This is a genomic window from Paenibacillus sp. BAC0078 (assembly GCF_054483875.1).
On sequence record NZ_JBTLRW010000022.1, the window covers coordinates 24910 to 40109 of the forward strand.

At 50.3% G+C, this 15200-nt stretch carries 12 protein-coding genes and 1 riboswitch; of the genes, 10 read left to right on the top strand and 2 right to left on the bottom strand.

The window, feature by feature from the left end:
- The first annotated feature begins 6 nt into the window (after positions 1 to 6).
- From ACX1DY_RS26975 to ACX1DY_RS26985, 3 genes are read left to right on the top strand one after another with little or no spacing between them, the layout of a single operon-like run.
- A complete protein-coding gene (locus tag ACX1DY_RS26975; RefSeq protein WP_458967256.1) occupies positions 7 to 831 on the top strand; it encodes a metallophosphoesterase family protein in 825 nt (274 codons plus the stop codon).
- Positions 828 to 2036, top strand: a complete 1209-nt coding sequence (locus tag ACX1DY_RS26980; protein ID WP_458967257.1) for a Gfo/Idh/MocA family oxidoreductase — start codon at positions 828 to 830, stop codon at positions 2034 to 2036. The genes ACX1DY_RS26975 and ACX1DY_RS26980 overlap by 4 nt, the downstream gene beginning before the upstream one ends.
- On the top strand, positions 2033 to 2554 hold the full coding sequence (locus tag ACX1DY_RS26985; RefSeq protein ID WP_458967258.1) for a GNAT family N-acetyltransferase: 522 nt from the start codon (positions 2033 to 2035) through the stop codon (positions 2552 to 2554). Before ACX1DY_RS26980 ends, ACX1DY_RS26985 begins: the two co-directional genes overlap by 4 nt.
- A gap of 111 nt (positions 2555 to 2665) precedes the next feature.
- Here the strand turns inward: ACX1DY_RS26985 and ACX1DY_RS26990 are convergent, their stop codons facing one another.
- Entirely contained in the window at positions 2666 to 3586 is a 921-nt protein-coding gene (locus ACX1DY_RS26990; protein WP_458967259.1) for an aldo/keto reductase, read from the bottom strand.
- A gap of 166 nt (positions 3587 to 3752) precedes the next feature.
- On the opposite strand from ACX1DY_RS26990, the gene ACX1DY_RS26995 reads away from it, so the two are divergent.
- The 3 genes from ACX1DY_RS26995 (at position 3753) to ACX1DY_RS27005 (ending at position 6751) form a co-directional block, all read left to right on the top strand.
- Positions 3753 to 4166, top strand: a complete 414-nt coding sequence (locus ACX1DY_RS26995) for a MerR family transcriptional regulator (RefSeq protein ID WP_458967260.1) — start codon at positions 3753 to 3755, stop codon at positions 4164 to 4166.
- Positions 4167 to 4520: 354 nt separating this feature from the next.
- Positions 4521 to 4624: riboswitch (purine riboswitch) on the top strand.
- Positions 4625 to 4749: 125 nt separating this feature from the next.
- Positions 4750 to 6162 carry an allantoinase AllB gene (gene allB / locus ACX1DY_RS27000; RefSeq protein ID WP_458967261.1) on the top strand — a complete coding sequence of 471 codons (1413 nt, stop codon included), beginning with the start codon at positions 4750 to 4752 and terminating at the stop codon, positions 6160 to 6162.
- 28 nt (positions 6163 to 6190) lie between these two features.
- Positions 6191 to 6751, top strand: a complete 561-nt coding sequence (locus tag ACX1DY_RS27005; RefSeq protein WP_458967262.1) for a cysteine hydrolase family protein — start codon at positions 6191 to 6193, stop codon at positions 6749 to 6751.
- A gap of 475 nt (positions 6752 to 7226) precedes the next feature.
- Here the strand turns inward: ACX1DY_RS27005 and ACX1DY_RS27010 are convergent, their stop codons facing one another.
- A complete protein-coding gene (locus tag ACX1DY_RS27010) occupies positions 7227 to 8357 on the bottom strand; it encodes an AraC family transcriptional regulator (RefSeq protein WP_458967263.1) in 1131 nt (376 codons plus the stop codon).
- A gap of 162 nt (positions 8358 to 8519) precedes the next feature.
- Between ACX1DY_RS27010 and ACX1DY_RS27015 the strand changes: the two genes are divergently transcribed.
- The 4 genes from ACX1DY_RS27015 to ACX1DY_RS27030 all read left to right on the top strand — a co-directional run bounded on the left by ACX1DY_RS27015 (position 8520) and on the right by ACX1DY_RS27030 (position 14021).
- A complete protein-coding gene (locus ACX1DY_RS27015) occupies positions 8520 to 9917 on the top strand; it encodes an MATE family efflux transporter (protein WP_458967264.1) in 1398 nt (465 codons plus the stop codon).
- A 374-nt stretch (positions 9918 to 10291) separates the two neighbouring features.
- On the top strand, positions 10292 to 11227 hold the full coding sequence (locus ACX1DY_RS27020; RefSeq protein ID WP_458967307.1) for an ABC transporter permease: 936 nt from the start codon (positions 10292 to 10294) through the stop codon (positions 11225 to 11227).
- 14 nt (positions 11228 to 11241) lie between these two features.
- On the top strand, positions 11242 to 12135 hold the full coding sequence (locus ACX1DY_RS27025) for a carbohydrate ABC transporter permease (protein WP_458967265.1): 894 nt from the start codon (positions 11242 to 11244) through the stop codon (positions 12133 to 12135).
- A 290-nt stretch (positions 12136 to 12425) separates the two neighbouring features.
- On the top strand, positions 12426 to 14021 hold the full coding sequence (locus ACX1DY_RS27030; RefSeq protein WP_458967266.1) for an extracellular solute-binding protein: 1596 nt from the start codon (positions 12426 to 12428) through the stop codon (positions 14019 to 14021).
- Positions 14022 to 15200: the final 1179 nt, after the last annotated feature.

Consider the following 15200-nt stretch of genomic DNA (forward strand, 5'->3'; position numbering starts at 1 on the left):
GTCTCAATGAAGTTGATGATTATGGGCGATTTGCATTATCCGGGAGAGCTGGTCGATGCCGATGACAGGATGAATGAAGCAAGGGATACTTTTTTTGAACAATATTTACAAGAGTTTCTGGCGGCGGAAGCTGACTATCATATATCTGTCGGTGATCTCACCCATGCCGGTACGGCTTCTGAGTTCAAATTCATTATGCAAAATGTAGAACAAGCACTTCCGGGCAGCCCCGGCCGCTTCCTGTATGTTCTGGGCAACCATGATACACACGCCTGCTCCAAGACGGATATTCAGAATTTAACGGGCCAGCCCCGGTATATGGCTATCGAAGAGGCTGAAGCTGTTATTCTCTTGCTGGATACAGCCCGGGAAACTCCCGAAGACTGGAGCGGCGCTATTGATGAGGAACAACTTGAATGGCTCCGCAGCCAGATGACTCAATATGGCGATAAGCCGCTTCTCGTATTCGCGCATCATCCGGTTTATAACACAACCGCCAGGTCGACAGAACCCATGATGTCTCTTGAGCCGGCTCTGGATTTATTGTCTATTCTGGGCAAGCATCAAGGACCGGGGATTTTTTTCAGCGGTCATAATCATGTTCGTTCAATGATCCGGCGTGGGCGCTGGAGCTTCGTACAGACTGCGGCAGTGCCTGATGCTCCTGAAGCTACAGTCATAAATCTGCAGGGTGACGATATCCGTATTGAAACTGTGCAGCTATGTGCTGTTCAGTACAGGGAACTGGCCGGGATTTTTGCCAAAGGCATGTATGACTACGATCCCCGGCCGTACGTGGAAGAAGACGCGATAGAGGAGGGAAGAGCATGACCCGAAAGCGTGTCAGACTGGCCATTGTGGGAGGCAACCGGGGAGCGAGCTTTCTGAACGCTTTGCAAGCCATGTCCGATAGGATTGACCTTACGGCGACCTGCGATTTGAATGAGCTGGTGCTGAACCAGTGGAAGGAGATATTTCCTGAAATCCGCACCTACCATGATTATTCCCAAATGCTGCAGGATTCTTCAATTGACGCAGTATTCGTAATCAGTCCCATGCATTTGCACGCCCGCCATTCCATAGAGGCCTTAAACGCGGGAAAACATGTACTAAGCGAAGTTATTGCCGTTCAATCGCTTGAAGAAGCCTGGGAGCTGGTCGAGACCGCGGAGCGAACCGGGCTGAAATACATGATGTCGGAAAATTATTGCTTCTCCAGGTCGAATCTAATGGTGAAGCATATGACAGAGCAAGGCTTGTTCGGTGAGATCACCCATGTAGAGGGAGGATACATTCACGATCTGCGCCATTTGATTCACCACCCGGACGGCTCGCTTACCTGGCGCGGCCACCTTCACCAAAATTATAACGGGGTCAACTATCCCACCCATTCTATCGGTCCCGCCGCCCAGTGGATTGATATTAACAAGCCTGGCGGGGATCGGCTTAAGAGCATTTCAACCCATGTCTCCAAATCGAGAGCACTGCAGGAATATTTTAGCGGGCACTATGGCAAGGACCATCCGGCAGCCCGCGAAGGCTTCTGGCGGCAAGGCGATTCTGCCGTAGCGGCCTTGATGACGGAGAATGGCGTGCTGATCACGCTGCGTGTGGACTGGACTTCTGTCCGGCCGCATAACAAAACGCATTATATGCTGCAAGGGACTAAGGGAGCTTATTTATCAGCGCGGCATCCGAATGAGGATGATCTTATCTGGCTGCAGGACCGTTCGCCACTGGATGGAGAGAGCGGGGCGGAAATGTGGGAGCTAATGTCCAGCTACCAGCCGGAGTATGATCATCCGAAATGGAAGCAATGGGGAACCATTGCCGCCGGTACGAAGCATGGCGGAGGAGATTTCCTTGTGCTCGAAGAGTTCATCTCGGCGATACAGGAGGACCGGACCCCATTGGTAGACGTATACGATGCAGTTACCTGGAGCGCAGTCTTCTTTCTCTCCATGGCATCTGTACAGGCAGGCGGGAATCCGGTGGCTTTTCCCGATTTCAAAGCGGGAAGAGGGTTCGCCAGATGAGAGACGGGCATTCCAAGCTGGTCATGAAGAAGGAGTCGCTGGCGAAGCTGCCGCAGCTCATTATACCGGAAGGATACAGCTTGAGGTCATTTCAGCCTGTTGACGTGACCGAATGGGAACAGCTGATTCGAATTTCGTTCGCCAGAGAAATAGCGTTCGGCGATAAAATCGGATTTCAGCCGCCGTTTCAGCCGGAGAAGATTCTGTTTCTCTGCCACCAAGGTCTTGCCGTCGCTACGGCTGTTGCGTGGGAAAAGCCGGAGGGAGATCCGCATTGTGGATATTTGCATATGGTCGGCGCAATGCCGGGGCATTCGGGCAAGGGGCTAGGGTATGCTGTCGCATTGGCTGCGCTGCACCGGATGAGGGAAGAAGGCAAACAGGAGGCGATGCTGGAGACGGACGACTTCCGGCTTGCCGCGATCCGGATTTATCAAAAATTAGGTTTTCATCCCGTCTACGTAGAGAAGGACCACCCAGCGCGGTGGACTCATATTTTCTCACAATTGGAATCCTGAGCAAAGGGGAAATGAAAAAAGCCTATAGAAGCTTGGATATAAAGGGGAGGACTAACCCTGTACAAGCTTCTATGGGCTTATGCTTTTTTGTACCAAATCTTATTCAAGAACCTACGGAAGCTTGTTGCCTGCCGCGCGGTAGATTTCATACCATTCTTCTCTGGAGAGAGTAATGTCCGAAGCTTTGGCTATATCGAGCAGGCGTGCGGTATTGGTCGTGCCCACAATCGGCTGCATTTTAGCGGGATGTCTAAGGAGCCAGGCAATGGCAATGGCGGTATCGGCAACACCTTTTACTTCGGCCAGACGGCCAATCACTTGATTCACTTCAGGGAACTTGTCGTTCCCCAGGAATACGCCTTCAAAAAAGCCGTACTGGAACGGGGACCACGGTTGAATGGTCATATCATGCAGGCGGCTATACTCCAGAATGCCTCCATCATGCACAACCGAAGCGGAGTTGGTCATGTTGACGTTGAAGCCGGAATCAATCATGCCTGTAACCATTACGCTCAGCTGCAATTGGTTGAAGATCAGCTTTTGTTTGACATTTTTTTTGAGCAGCTCGATTTGCAGCGGGTTCAGGTTGCTGACGCCGAAGTGCTTGACCATGCCTTTTTGCTCAAGGTAATCAAAGGCCGCAGCGACTTCTTCCGGCTCCATTAAGGTGTCGGGACGATGCAGCAGAAGCACATCCACATAGTCGGTCTTGAGGCGTTTCAGGCTGTTCTCCACCGAATTCACAATATGCTCCTTGGAAAAGTCGAAAAAGCCCTGCCGGATACCGCATTTGGTCTGGATCATCAATTGTTCGCGCATGCCGGGACTGCTGGCCAGAACGTCGCCAAACACCTCTTCGGCTTTGCCGGCAGCATATATATCCGCATGGTCAAAAAAGTCGACCCCTGCCTCAAGCGCGCTATGAATATGCACATCAGCCTCCTTGGAGGACAAGTCGGCAATCCGCATACAGCCAAGTGAAATCTCGGCAACCTCGAGAGCGCCATTGCCTGCGTTAATTCTTTTTACCATGAATGCTTCACTCCTTGAATGGAAGGTATAGTGTAAAGTGTAGACCTTAGAGTTAGGTGTAAGTCAATAGATTTGTTGGCAGGCTTTTAATAGGTTCGCAATGGTGTTAATTTAATGATACAACTAATTGCCGGGACCTGAGCGGCGGAAGTGGAGTGGTAGCTATATGGGTTACAGCATCAAAACAATAGCACAAAAAAGCGGATTAAGCCAATATACACTGCGTTATTATGAAAGAGAGGGAGTTCTGCCTGTTGTAGCGCGGGATGAGCATGGCAATCGTTGCTTTCATGACGAGGATCTGGAGCTGATCTCGCTGATTTGCTGCCTGAAGGACACCGGAATGCCGATTGCCGAAATCAAGCAGTTCATCGCTTTATCCCGGGAAGGGGTGGAAGCGCTATCGGATCAACGAAAGCTGCTTCAGGCGCACAAGCTGCAAATTGACGAGAAGATTAAATTTTATCAGAGCTTTGCGCAAAAAATTGAGCATAAGATCGCTTATTTCGCTTCATTGGAGCGGGAGGCCCAAGAGCAAAGTGCAGGTAAGCAGGCAAGGTCGCTGGCGGAACGGGGATAACAGTATTTTATGATACTAGCCATTTTTGAAGCATAAGGCCAGATTGAATAGGGGAGTTTACTAGAACTGGCATCTGCCCATTCCGTCCCACGCTTGAGTTAGTACTGGCCGAAAGATGACGGTTACAGCAGAAAATATGAGGGAGCCAATAAAATGGGAGAGGAAAGAGTCGGGAGTATAACTGTAATTGTGTTAGGTAATATAACATTTGTTATGACTATTTATTGACAAACAACCTTTCTGTATTGACGAAAGAGACCGTAATGTTATGATATAGGTAATTAAAGCAAAGTGCTTAAGAATTAGTGTTATGTAATATAACATTAAAATACTCTGGAGTGCTTGCTGATAAGATGGACTAACAGGATAGACTCTTGTATAAGCTCAATAATTTGGTTTGAGCGTTTCGACCAGGCGACCGTAAATTGCCCCAGGCTACAAGAGGTATAGGATAGGGAGTGCTGTTCGCTGTGCAGATCTGGCGGATAGAAGAAACTTTTCTGTCGTGTACCTTTTGTGACTTGGGGTTTTTTGTTGTGCGCTAAAACCGAGAGAAAACTAATTGAAGAAGAGGTGTGTATTTATGGGCTATGAACTGATCATCAAGAACGCTAACATTCCGCAAGGCGACAGACAGGTACTGACGGATATTTTGGTCGATAAGGGCGTTATCGTTGGATTTGCAAAGGATATTGAAGCGGAGGCCGATCAGATTATTGATGCCAAAGGCAAGCTGGTGCTGCCGGGAGTCATTGACTCGCATACACACTTTAATGATCCGGGATTTACCCACCGGGAGGATTTCGTTACCGGTACCAGCAGCGCCGCAGCCGGCGGAGTAACGATGATTGTCGACATGCCGTGCTGCAGCGTCCCTTCCGTGCGCTCGGTGGAGAATCTGCACAATAAGCTGAATGCGCTGGAAGGCAAAGGGGTTGTCGATTATGCCATGTGGGGCGGGATTACCGGCGAGGATGTGCGCAATGATGTGCTGAACATCGTGAAGGAGCAGGCCGCTGAGGGGGTTGTTGCTTTTAAAGTCTACATGACGCCGTCCGTGCCTTCATACCCGCGTGTGACGGACCCGGAAATGCTTGAAGCGTTCTACGCGGTAGCGGAGACAGGTATGCCGATCGGAATCCACGCCGAGAATTATGCGATCTGCGATTACTATACCCAGAAGCTGAAGAAGGAAGGACGTATGGATTATCCGGCTTGGGCGGAGGCGCGGAAGATTTTGGCGGAGAAGGCGGCCATTCAGCTCGGCATCAGCTTCTCGGAGGAAACAGGGGCGCGTCTGCATATTGTTCATATGAGCACGGCGGCAGGCAATCAACTGATCAAGGAAGCGAAGCTTAAGGGTGTAAAAGTGACTGCGGAATCCTGTCCGCACTATCTGACGCTGAACGCGGTGGATGCGATGACAGAGTTTGGCACGTTTGCGAAGATCGCGCCGCCGCTGCGCCGTGCGGAAGATAATGAAGCGCTCTGGCAGGGCCTCGTGGATGGAACGATTGACTTCATGGCGACGGACCATGCTCCATATGAGATTGCGACGGAAAAGGATGCCCCCGGCATGGATGTCTGGACCTCGTTCCCGGGCATTCCGGGTGTGGAAACGCTCGTTCCGATCATGATCAGTGAAGGCTACAACAAAGGACGGCTCAGCCTGTCCCGGCTGGTAGAGCTGCTGTGCACGAATCCTGCAATTCATTATGGCCTTTATCCGAAAAAAGGCGCGCTGGAAATTGGCACGGATGCCGACTTTACGATTGTTGATCTGGAGAAGGAATGGACGATCGACAAGGATAAAATGCACTGCAAACCGAAATACACGCCGTTCCACGGCATGAAGCTGAAGGGCAAAGTAGACAAAACCATTGTCAGAGGCACGCTGGTCTACGATGATGAGCTGGGTGTGGTCGGCAAGCCGGGCTACGGTGAATTTGTGAAACGCCAGACGATCGGCGAGCTTCCGCGCGTGCTGAAATACTAACCATTGAACTGAGAGGGAAGTGAATCCTATGGGGAAACACGCTGTTGTCATTATTGATATGTTAAATGATTTTATTCACCCGGATGGGGCGCTAACCTGTCCGAACGGTGCAGGGATTGTTCCGGCGCTGCAGGAGCTGATTGAATTCAGCCATGAGAACGACATCCAGGTGATCTTCGTGCAGGAGGCGCACCGCAAGAACGATGCCGACTTTAGAGTGCGTCCTATCCATGCGATCAAAGGGAGCTGGGGGTCGGATTTCATCGCGGAGCTGACGCCGCAAGAAGATAAAGGCGACTATATTGTGCAAAAAAGACGCCACAGCGCCTTCAGCTACACTGACATGGATCTGTTCCTCCGTGAAGAAGGAATTGATACCGTCGTTGTGACCGGTGTATGGACGAATGTCTGTGTGCGCTCGACAGCATCCGATGCGATGTACCACACGTACAAGGTGATATGCATCAGCGACTGCTGCGCGTCGAAGGATGAGGAGATGCATATCTCAGGGCTGCGCGATATTGGAATCTTCGGTCAAGTGGTGACCCTTGAGGAGTACAAGGAGAGAAATACTGTAGTTAAAGGCTGACGGAGGGAGGAGAACCGGGGCGGTAAGCTGAGTGGTGAAAGTAATGTGGGAAGCTTGGGGAGTTGACGCTTGAAGAGTGTGGGGTTAGTTCCAAAAGGCTTCTTGCACCGCTGCTGGAACAGTTGCGGAGCAGGGGCGAGGAGCGGGTAGAAATGCTGTTGTTGGAGCGAGGTTGACGGGTTTGCTTAGAAACAACGGCAGAAATGCCGTTGTTAGAGCACCGCCAATAACATCAAAGTGTGAAAGGTCAGTAATGTTCACCCAGGTTGCAATCTTGCACTACGCGTTTTGCGAGTGGAAGCATTACCGTTCCTTGGATATAGGACCTTGAGCCGCTGTTCAGCAAGGATGGGGGACATGGAGTGCATTACACATCTTTGGTGGACTGGCTGCAGTAGCAGATAGACATTTATCGGAATAGAGAGCACAGGCCATCACCCGGAAGAACGGGTGATGGCCTGTTTGTGCGCGGACGTCAAGAGAAACGCTGGCGGTACTGGCGCGGGGAAATGCCTTCCAGCTTCAAGAAGCTGGAGCTGAAGTAGGGAGCCTGGTTGAAGCCGACCTCTTCGGCAATCCGCGCAATCGGGAAGCTGGTCTGCATCAGCAGCAGCTTGCTCTGCTCGATGCGGTAGCGGAGCAAATATTCCATCGGCGAGCAGCCGTATTCCCTGTTCATGCAGCGGGCGATGTAGACCGGATGGAAGTTGAGGCTGTCGCCCAGCCTGGCGGTGGTGATCTCCTCGCGGTAATGGGCGCGCAGGAAGGAGGCGGCTTGTTCAGCGCAGGCAGTGGACTGGGAGCCGGAACGGTTCTGGTCCATAGAAGCTGCAAGCTGCTGCAGAATTTCCTGGAAGAGGATCTGCTGCTTGAAGCGAACGGCTGTCAGGTGGGCGTTGCTTTTTAATTGCTCCAGTTGCAGGAGCAGTTCTTCTACTCTGGCGGGCTGGAGCAGGGTGATGAATTGGGACAAACGCAGGCTGAAAGGGCCGATGCCGAAATAGGCAGCGGGAAGCGGCTCGGCAGATATACCGGAATCTCCGGATTTGCTGAGCGCGCTGGAGACATCAGTGTTGCCGGGGACGTTCAGTGTGGTAGATACACTAGATCCACCAGGCCTAGCATCTGCTGAGGGTACACTGGATGGACCGGATTCTCCGTGTATAGCGGATGCGCCAGGCTCGCTAAGAGCGGGGGAGATACCGGTTGAGTCGGTTTCTCCGAGATCGGCGGCTGAATTATACCCGGCTTTGCCGGATTCACCAGCCAGCACTGCTTCGGATGAGTCACTGGCCCCTTCCAAAGCCGCGCTGTCCACACTCCAACTGCCGGAGGTTTGAAAATGCAGCCAATAATAGGCGGTATCTTCATGACAGCCCTCGGTTCCATAGTGGTGGCAGTCCGGGCGCAGGATTAGCGCCTCTCCGGCCCGTACTGCAAAGCGGCGGTCTTCCTCGCCGATGTAGAGGCAGCCCTGGCGAACGATCAGCAGATCGAATACCTGAAGGTGCTGGCGGTTCAAATGAAGATAACCAGGCTGGCATTGGTTAAGCCCGCTGATAATATAATGCGGCAAAGGCGGGATGGAAAATCCCAGGATATCCATTGAGCTTCCTCCTGAATGAAGGTTGGGATATTGAAAGTTTAGGTTTCGGATGTGGTACATTTTTCAGAGTATATCACCTATAATTTATTTCTGACAATAGGATTTGCAAGGAAGCTTGCGCTCAAATACTACAGAGATGAACAGATAGGAAGGGTTGGTTTTGTGAAGCCGATAGCTGGAAAAGCCGGATTGTGGATGCTGGCCTGGCCGATTTTTATCGAGATTTTTCTGCAGACCCTCCTGGGAACGGTAGATACGGTCATGGTCAGCCGGATATCTGACGACGCGGTTGCGGTTGTCGGGATTTCCAATCAATTGTTCGGTGCGTTAATTACGCTCTTCACTACCTTGGCCGGCGGTGCGGGGATTCTGATTGCCCAGCGTCTCGGCTCTAGGCGGACAGAGGAAGCGCGCACAATAGCCATTATGGGGGTAACGTCCAGCAGCCTTATGGGCTTCGTCGTCAGTATTCTGATGTTTCTGTACTCCGATCCCATTGCACGGATGCTGAATATCTCCTCTGAACTGCTGCCGCTTGCCCATGTCTACCTGACTTATGTGGGTGGGAGCCTGTTCATGACGGGCCTGACCGTTTCGCTGGGCTCAGCGATTCGCAATACCGGGAATACGCGGGGGCCGATGTATACTGGAGTAGCGGTGAATGTTATTCATATCGCTCTTAATTATATCCTGATCTTCGGGGTGTTCGGACTGCCGGAGCTGGGTTTGGGCGGGATTGCGGTGTCCAATATGATCAGCAGACTGCTGGGTGTGGGGATTTTGCTGTATATGTTCACCCGGTCTTTTGAACATACAGTAAGATTACGGGATTTCCGGATCTTCAAGCGGAAGCTGTTCGGGGAAATAGTCCGCATCAGTTGGCCGCTCGGCCTCAATTCCTCCTCATGGGTTGTGTCACAGCTAGTGGTTTATTCTTTTCTGGCGATGCTGGGTGCCAAAGAACTGGCTGCCCGCACGTATCTGAATACGCTGGAGTCCTTCTGCTTCACCCTAGGTTATGCTGTGGCTATGGCCGGGCAGATTCAGCTTGCCCATCTTTTTGGCGCCGGGAAAACCAAGGAGGTCTACAGAGGCGCTTACCGCACACTCTATATCGGGCTTATCATTGTGGGCGCGAATGTGCTGCTGCTGTTCCTGTTCGGCAGAATGCTGCTGGGCTTTTTCACAAAGGATGAGGCGATTATCTCGATTGGCGTGTCACTGCTTGCCCTGAACCTGCTGCTGCAGCCCTGCAAAATGCTGAACATGGCTATGGGCAATTCCCTCAATGCCATCGGCGACACCCGCTATACGATGTATGTCTCCATTTTCTCCATGTCGCTCATCGGGGTGGGGTGCTCCTACTGGCTAGGCATCGGGGCAGGCTGGGGGCTTATCGGTATTTACTGTTGTATGATTGCCGATGAAGCAACCAGAGGGCTGCTGGTGCTGCTGCGCTGGCGGAAGCGGAAGGTGCTGCGCAAGGTGGAAGAGCAGGTGGAGGCACTGCAACCTGTGCAACGTGAGCCGTTTGGCGGAACTCTTTTCATGGAATCCTAGAAAAAATATAGCTGTTTGCCCGTGTGCGAGGCCCCGGAGCTGTCCTGAAACAGGAGAGTTTACGGGGTTTTTTGCCGTCCGATATTAGATAACTGCACAAAGGTTGGAATTGTGCACTAGCCAATTAACCACATAATACAGGAATACCCTCAAGCTGCACTGTTCACCGCCGGAGGGGGTCATCTATACTCAAAACATACATTGGACGGGGCGCTATACACAGCCAGAGTGTCCAAGCGGAGGCGGAAAGCGGGTGCCGCCGCAACTTATATATAGATAGGAGAGTGAAGGCTTTGAGACACCGCAAACGCAACGCCGGAACGCCGCTCGCCATCGAGCTTCCCATTAAGGGAACGGGGCAGTTGCCGTCACAGATGGAGGTAGGGAAAAAGAAAAAGAAAGGTTTCCTGCATGAGCTGGTGCATAACCGGGTTCTTTTCCTGATGCTGCTGCCGACATTGCTGTTCTTTCTGGTAAATTCATATTTCCCGATGGTCGGTGTGTATTATGCGTTTACCCAATTTGATTTCAACTCTGGATTGTTTGATTCTCCTTTTGTGGGATTTAAAAACTTCGAGTTTCTCTGGCAGTCCGGCACATTGTTGAAGCTTACCTTGAATACGATCGGCTATAACCTGGCCTTCATCCTGCTGGGGAATATACTGGCTATCGTCTGTGCGATTCTGCTCAGTGAGCTGCGGGTTAAATGGTTCAAAAAGCTGACCCAATCCATCATGTTCCTGCCGTATTTCGTATCCTTCGTTATTCTGAGCGTTATCGTGTACAACATGTTCAATTATGATAACGGTTTCTTGAATACCTTGCTGGCACAGTTTGGCGCTGGCCCAGTGGATGTCTACAACAAACCGGTGATCTGGATCTTTCTGATCATCATATTCTATCTCTGGAAAAATCTCGGCTACAGCATGGTTATCTACCTGGCGTCCATTACGGGAATCAGCGATGAGTATTATGAAGCGGCGAAGATTGACGGAGCGCATATTTTCCAGCGGATCTGGTATATCACGGTGCCAATGCTGAAATCGACCTTTGTCGTGCTGCTGCTGTTCTCGCTCGGAAGTATCATGAAGGGGCAGTTCGACCTCTTTTACCAGCTTATCGGCAACAACGGCGTGCTCTACAACACAACGGATATTCTGGACACGTACGTGTTCCGTTCGCTCAAGGTTACCTTTGACATCGGAATGGCGACGGCAGCCGGCCTGTATCAATCCCTGTTCGGCTTCATTCTGATCATGACGGTCAATTATATTATCCGCAAAATAAATGACGACTACGCTTTGTTCTAGGAGGGGAAAAGAGTATGCATATCAAGGACGATAACTATACAAAGCTGCTGCAGGCGCTTGCGTACACGGTTATCATTATAGGCTCGCTGGCCTGTCTGATTCCGTTCCTGCTGATTATATCGGCCTCCTTGTCTTCTAATGAATCAATCATTAAGGAAGGCTACCATCTGATACCGGCGGAATTCTCGTTTGAAGGGTACAAAACAGTGTTTACGTTCCCGGATGAGGTGCTGCGCGCTTATGGAGTTACTATCTTTACAACGGTGGTAGGTACGGCGCTCGGATTGTTCTTTATGACAATGGCCGGGTATGTGCTGGCCCGTAAAGATTTCAAGTACCGCAATAGCTTCTCGTTCTACATCTACTTCACAACCCTGTTCGGCGGAGGGCTGGTACCTTGGTACATTATGATCACCAAATACCTGCATCTGACGGATTCGTATGGAGCCTTGATTTTTCCGGGGCTAATGACCCCGTTCCTGATTATTCTGATGAAGAATTTCATCCGCTCGGCCGTTCCTGAGGAGCTGTTCGAATCCGCCAAGATCGACGGGGCCGGTGATTTCAAAATCTATTGGAGAATTGTGCTCCAGTTGTCGATGCCCGGCATCGCCACCGTCGGCCTGTTTCTCGCCTTGGCGTACTGGAACGACTGGTTTTCGTCTTCGCTGTTCATCAATGATCCGCATAAGTATCAGCTGCAGTTCCATTTGTACAATGTCATCAACTCGGCAGCTTTCATTGCCAACATGGGCGCCGGTACCGGTGTCAGCCTGGGCAGCGATTTGCCTACAGAGTCAACGAAGATGGCGATGGCTATCGTCGTTACCGGACCGATCCTGTTCTTGTACCCGTTCATTCAGCGTTATTTCGTAAAAGGTCTGACGATCGGGGCTGTAAAAGGTTAGAACCAAATGGCAGAAAGCACCATTATCGGTGCATCTGTTATTCGGCTAACATAGAGTAGTGGATTTTGTAAGCGTATGCTACAAAACTTAAGTATGCGCTTACGAAGTGAGTTTTGCGAAGTGTATCAAGGAAGCGTTATGCTACAAAACTTAAGTATATGCTTCCGAAGTAAGTTTTGCGAAGTGAATCAGGAAGGGTATGCTACAAAACTTAAGTGTATGCTTTCGAAGTGAGTTTTGCGAAGTACATCAAGGAAGCATATGCTACAAAACTTTTAGGAGGGTTCATAATGAGAAAGAAAGCAGGCAGAAAATCTCTGGTTGTGCTTACGGCGGGAATGCTGTCCCTTTCGCTTTTGGCGGGATGCGGCGGCAACAACAATGGCAACAGCGCTAACGCTGGCAAGGACAGCAGCGGCAATACTGCCAAGAACTCAAGCAGCAACACCGCAACCAAAGCGGATACCGGACTTGATACCTCGAAGAAGGTTGAACTGCAGTTCTACATGCTAGGAGACGCTCCCAAGGATCTGCCGGTGATTCAAGACGAAATTAACAAGATGGCTCAAGAAGATCTGAATGCCACCGTGAAGTTCAACTATACGAGCTGGACGGACTGGGATCAGAAATACAAGCTGCTGCTGTCCTCCGGCCAAGCGATTGATCTGATTTTTACAGCGGACTGGACTCAATATCAATCCTATGCTAAACGCGGCGCATTCCTGGCTATTGATGATCTGCTGCCAAAAGCCGCTCCGGAGCTGCAAAAATTCGTTCCTGCATCCATGTGGGAAGATGTGAAAGTAGACGGTAAAATCTATACGGTTCCTGCAACTTATAAAGAGTACGTAACCAACGGTTTTGTATACCGCGAGGATCTGCGCAAGAAATATAATCTTCCAGCACCAACCGACCTGGCCAGCTATGAGGCCTACATGGACGGCATTGCCAAGAACGAGCCGGATTTGATGCCTATGTCCCTGAACAGCGATGTCGGCAACAACCTTCATTACATTTATACTGAGCTGAACAAAATGGTCGGCGCGCTGCCTTACGGTATGGGCGTGAAATATGAAACACCAACTACAGTGTATTCCTACTGGGGCTCCGATGAGCAAAAAGAAGAGCTGAAGACGATGAAACGCTGGGCGGACAAAGGATTTATTCCTAAGAACGTGCTGAATATCAAGGATACAATGCAGGATCCGATTACTTCGGGTAAAGCAGCCAGCATGTTCGGGGATAACCCGACACGCTATAACGACATGAAGATGAAGATCGCTACTACACATCCGGATTGGGAGCTGGCTTATTATCCATTCGGTAAAACTACTGGTTATGCTACTCCTGTGCATCCGATTCACAATGGTTTTGCGATTCCGAAGAGCAGCAAAAACCCTGAAAGAGCACTTGCGTTCTACCAGAAGCTAGTTCTCGACAAACGGTATAACCAACTGACGGAATACGGTGTTGAAGGCAAGAACTACACTGTGGAAGACGGCTACTACAAAATGGTCGGCACCAGCCAATCCAATGGCTTCACCCGTGAAGGCATGAACGGCTGGGCTTGGAGAAATCCGGAGTTCATGTTGTTTGACAAAGGATTTGACGGGGTAAAAGCGATTTTCAACGAGCTTGACAAGATTCAGAAGCCTGACCTGTTCCTGGGCTTTGCAGAGGATTACAGCTCGTACCAGGCAGAGAAAGCGGCGCTTGAGCAGGTAGAGAAGCAGTACCTGTATCCGCTGGAAGCCGGGCTGGTAGATGATGTGGATAAAGGGCTCGAAACCTTTATGCAGAAGGCCAAACAGGCTGGTCTGGAAAAGATTCAGGCAGAATGGACGAAGCAGTGGAACGCTTATACTGCGCAAAAAGGTATTAAATAATAGAGGAATGCCCCGGCAGTGGTGTCGGGGCTTCTTTTTGCTTGAATGATAAAAAATTACTGTTAGGTGCTGGAGTAACTGCGGGGAATGTTTGGACTTCCGGCCGCTGTTATGTTTGGATTTCCTGATTGAAACCGCTGGGCGCGGTAGAAATCCAAACATAAAGGCGGACGCATTCGCTCCTCCAGTTCCAAACTTCCCTCCCGTTACTTTTCACCTAACGCATCAAGCAAGAGCGAAAAGCCCCTTTGTCACTTTCGGGACAAAGGAGGGGAAGAGAAGAGAAGAGCGTGTCTCCGAGTATCTGGCTGGAGACACTCTTTTTTATTGTTGTTTAGGAAATTATGATTACTCATTCTTGTGGATAAGATTTGTATAAAATTGGGGGTAAGTAGATGTGAATTCAGCGAATTCACACAAATGAGTGGAAATCAGTCGGGTTCGTTCGCCTTTTTTCAACTAGCGCTGGCGAAGAAGCAGGTGAGGAATAGACTTTCGGAATACAGAGTTAAAAACAGCTTTTCCAAGGGATTCTAATGTACAGAGTGCAGTAGATTGAGTCCTTCGAATGATTTATGGGTCATCTGCTGCAGAGTTGCAATAGAATGCGAGTTCTGAGCTACCTTTTCTTAGGTTCAAGTTATATAGTTGGAAAAAGGGAACTTATTTCTCTCCAAAATCAACCATTGTGAGTTTTAAGTGGAAAAAGGAAACTTAATTGGGTCATATTCCTTCGTCAAGAGCGAAATGAGCTGAATTAGTTAACCTTTTTCCACTTCACCTGCGGAGAATAGGGTGCTCGAGTAAATTAGTGATCCTTTTTCCACTTGGAATTACCGAAGGATTCATAAAGGGGCCTCCAGGCAACGCAAAACTGAAATCTAAAGCGGCTACGTTGTCCATGAAGGTCGGCGTGGCCGTTTTGTCCTGGAAGGTATCTCTTAGGTGCTGGTGTAACTGCGGGGAATGTTTGGACTTCCGGCCGCTGTTATATTTGGATTTCCTGATTGAAACCGCTGGGCGCGGTAGAAATCCAAACATAAAGGCGGACGCTATCGCTCCTCCAGTTCCAAACTTCCCCTCCGTTACTTTTCACCTAACGCATCAAGCAAGAGAGGGAAGCCCCTTAGTCACTTTCGGGACAAAGGGGGGAGGTAAGGGAAAAGCGTGTCTCCGAGT

Bases quoted from the DNA above. Each gene is read 5' to 3' on its own strand.
- ACX1DY_RS26975 (WP_458967256.1), top strand. From the start codon at position 7: ATGAAGTTGATGATTATGGGCGATTTGCATTATCCGGGAGAGCTGGTC.
- ACX1DY_RS26980 (WP_458967257.1), top strand. From the start codon at position 828: ATGACCCGAAAGCGTGTCAGACTGGCCATTGTGGGAGGCAACCGGGGA.
- ACX1DY_RS26985 (WP_458967258.1), top strand. From the start codon at position 2,033: ATGAGAGACGGGCATTCCAAGCTGGTCATGAAGAAGGAGTCGCTGGCG.
- ACX1DY_RS26990 (WP_458967259.1), bottom strand. From the start codon at position 3,586: ATGGTAAAAAGAATTAACGCAGGCAATGGCGCTCTCGAGGTTGCCGAG.
- ACX1DY_RS26995 (WP_458967260.1), top strand. From the start codon at position 3,753: ATGGGTTACAGCATCAAAACAATAGCACAAAAAAGCGGATTAAGCCAA.
- allB (WP_458967261.1), top strand. From the start codon at position 4,750: ATGGGCTATGAACTGATCATCAAGAACGCTAACATTCCGCAAGGCGAC.
- ACX1DY_RS27005 (WP_458967262.1), top strand. From the start codon at position 6,191: ATGGGGAAACACGCTGTTGTCATTATTGATATGTTAAATGATTTTATT.
- ACX1DY_RS27010 (WP_458967263.1), bottom strand. From the start codon at position 8,357: ATGGATATCCTGGGATTTTCCATCCCGCCTTTGCCGCATTATATTATC.
- ACX1DY_RS27020 (WP_458967307.1), top strand. From the start codon at position 10,292: ATGGAGGTAGGGAAAAAGAAAAAGAAAGGTTTCCTGCATGAGCTGGTG.
- ACX1DY_RS27025 (WP_458967265.1), top strand. From the start codon at position 11,242: ATGCATATCAAGGACGATAACTATACAAAGCTGCTGCAGGCGCTTGCG.
- ACX1DY_RS27030 (WP_458967266.1), top strand. From the start codon at position 12,426: ATGAGAAAGAAAGCAGGCAGAAAATCTCTGGTTGTGCTTACGGCGGGA.